At 61.8% G+C, this 2617-nt stretch carries 2 protein-coding genes; both read left to right on the top strand.

What is annotated here, in order from left to right; genetic code table 11:
- Positions 1 to 144: 144 nt before the first annotated feature.
- Positions 145 to 1773: an IS21 family transposase gene (gene istA, locus BDO18943_RS42280; RefSeq protein ID WP_175026713.1), complete on the top strand. Its 1629-nt coding sequence runs from the start codon at positions 145 to 147 to the stop codon at positions 1771 to 1773.
- Positions 1770 to 2540, top strand: coding sequence for an IS21-like element helper ATPase IstB (gene istB, locus BDO18943_RS42275; protein ID WP_006397378.1), 771 nt, complete (start codon positions 1770 to 1772; stop codon positions 2538 to 2540). The genes istA and istB overlap by 4 nt, the downstream gene beginning before the upstream one ends.
- Positions 2541 to 2617: the final 77 nt, after the last annotated feature.

The raw sequence follows: 2617 nt of genomic DNA, 5'->3' as shown, positions 1-2617 counted from the left end.
CCCCGGCGGTCGGTCAAATTCCTCCGGGTATGGTCACTTCAAATTCCCCCACCTGACGACCGTCGGCTGAGCCACTAAAGCCGCCGGGAGAGGTGTTGCAGGACGTATATCTTCGTCTCCTTCGAACAAGAAGGAGTTCAGGGAGTGAACGTCTTGAAGCCGCACCTGCAAAGCACCGTATTCACATTACTCGAGCGCAACAAGAGCCAGCGCCAGATCCAGCGGCTCACGGGCATCGACCGCAAGACGATTCGTCGCTATCAGGCGATGTTCGAGTCGGAGAAGTCCGCTTCGGCAAACTCCCCCATGGTGACCACCGGCTCTGAAACGGCCGTCACGCAAACTCCCCCACCGCCGCGACCACCGGCTACCGACGGTTCCAGCAAGACCACAACGTTCAATTTCGCCCGCTCCGCAAGCGAACCGCATCGCGAATGGATCGAACAGCAGGTCCGCCTGAGGCGCAACGCGCAGGCGATCTATCAGGATCTGGTCGATCAGTTCGCATTCACCGCGAGCTACGAGAGCATCAAGCGTTTCGTGCGCGCCTTGCGCCACATTGATCCCGAGCAGTTCGACCGTCTCGCGTTCGCCCCCGGCGAAGAAGCTCAAGTTGATTATGGCGAAGGTGCACTGACCCGCGATCCGAAGACCGGCCGCTACCGACGCCCGCGGTTGTTCGTGATGACCCTGCGGTACTCGCGGCGCAGTTTCCGGCGCGTGGTCTGGAAGTCCAGCAAGCAGGTCTGGGCCCGGCTTCACGAAGAAGCCTTCCGCTACTTCGGGGGCTCGGTGAGTTACGTCGTCCTGGACAATCTCCGGGAAGGCGTCATCACGCCCGACCTGTACGAACCCGAGATCAACCGGCTCTACGAGGCGATGCTTGAGCACTACGGTGTCGTCGCCGATCCGGCACGTGTGCGGGACCCGAATCGAAAGGGGACCGTCGAGAACGCGATCCAACATACGCAGGGCACCGCGCTTGCCGGCCGCCGTTTCGAGTCGCTCGAAGCCCAGAACGAATTCCTGATGCACTGGGAGGCAAACTGGGCGGCCAAACGCATCCATGGCAGCACCCGGCGACAGGTCGAGGCCATGTTCCAGGAGGAGAGGCCGCATCTGCGGCCGTTGCCGACCACCGGCTTTCGCTACTTCACGGAGGTCGTGCGTACCGTCTGGGACGACACCACGGTCAACATCGATCGCAGCAACTATGCGGCACGACCTGCGCCGATCGGCAGTCTGGTCTCGGTGCGCATCTACGATTCCACCATCGAGATTCGCGATCGCCGTACGCAGGCGTTGCTGCGCACTCATCCTCGTGCGCTGCAGGCCGGTTCGCTCGAACTGCCTGAAGACGAACGCCCCTTCAATCCGTCCCGCCAGAGCGCCTTCCTGCTCGCGAGCGCCGGCGACATCGGGCCACAAACAAAGGCGCTGTGCCAGCACATGTTCGATAGCGAAGGTCGCGTCGGCCATCGCGCCATGTGGGGCATCGTTGGTCTGGCGAAGAAGTATCCCGCCCGGCTCGTCGAGCAGGCCTGCGATCACGCGTTGCGTCATCACGTCCACCGCTACAAACAGGTGCGCGCGATCGTCGAACGGCTGTTCGAACAGGCACTCGAGCGTCTCGATCAGGCACCGCAGCTAGAGCTGCCTCTTACGCAGGATCACCCGCTGATCCGTCCTGCCGCCGAGTACGGCGAACTCTTTACCCTCGGTGCGCAGCACGGCGCCGAACCTCAACCTCCAACTGGAGACACACAGGCATGACCATGACGTTACCGGAAATCGAACGGGCTCTCGGACAGCTTCGCCTGTCTGGCGTGCGCGACACACTCGAAACGCGCGTGTTGCAGGCCCAGGGCTCCCAGCAGCCGTTCCTTGAAACCTTCGCACTGATCCTGCAGGACGAACTGGATCGCCGCCAGTCCCGACTCATCGAACGCCGCTACAAGCTCTCCGGCCTCGAAGAGAAACTCACGCTCGCCGAATTCGACTGGGCCTTCAATCCCAAAGTGCCTCGCCAGGCCTGCTTCCAGCTGCACACGCTGAAGTTCATCGCCGCTGGCGACAACGCGCTGATCATCGGTAAACCAGGCACCGGCAAATCGCACGTTGCGAAGGCCGTCGCCTACCAGGCCGTCCTGCAAGGCCACAAGGTGCAGTATCTTGAGACCGACGACTTCTTTAACCGTTACGCGCTGAGCCCGACTGCCCAGCGCGAAGCCCGGCTGCGAGCCATCCTCGAGAGCGATCTGCTCGTGCTGGATGACCTGTTCCTGTCGCGTACGATCCCCGACGCCGCCGGCGCGCTGCTGCAAACGCTGATCCATCAACGCTACAAACTGCATCGAAGCGTTGTCGTCACGTCCAACCGCGTTGTGCAGGATTGGGGCGCATACCTGGGCGACAACACGATGAGCACCACGATCCTCGACCGGCTCATGCATCACTGCCACCTGCTTGAATTCGACGGCCGCAGCTACCGCCTCAAGGAAGCCGCTGAAACGCTTGCACGGAAATCGAAAACCAGCTAAATAACCCTTAGTCCTGCTTCACAGGGTGGGGGAATTTGCGCGACCATAAGTGGGGGAGTTTCAACTGACCGTCCGGG

The sequence above is a fragment of the Burkholderia aenigmatica genome (genome assembly GCF_902499175.1).
GTDB lineage: Bacteria > Pseudomonadota > Gammaproteobacteria > Burkholderiales > Burkholderiaceae > Burkholderia > Burkholderia aenigmatica.
The sequence above is the reverse complement of the archived record's forward strand: the minus strand, read 5'-3'. Positions and strand labels throughout refer to the sequence as shown.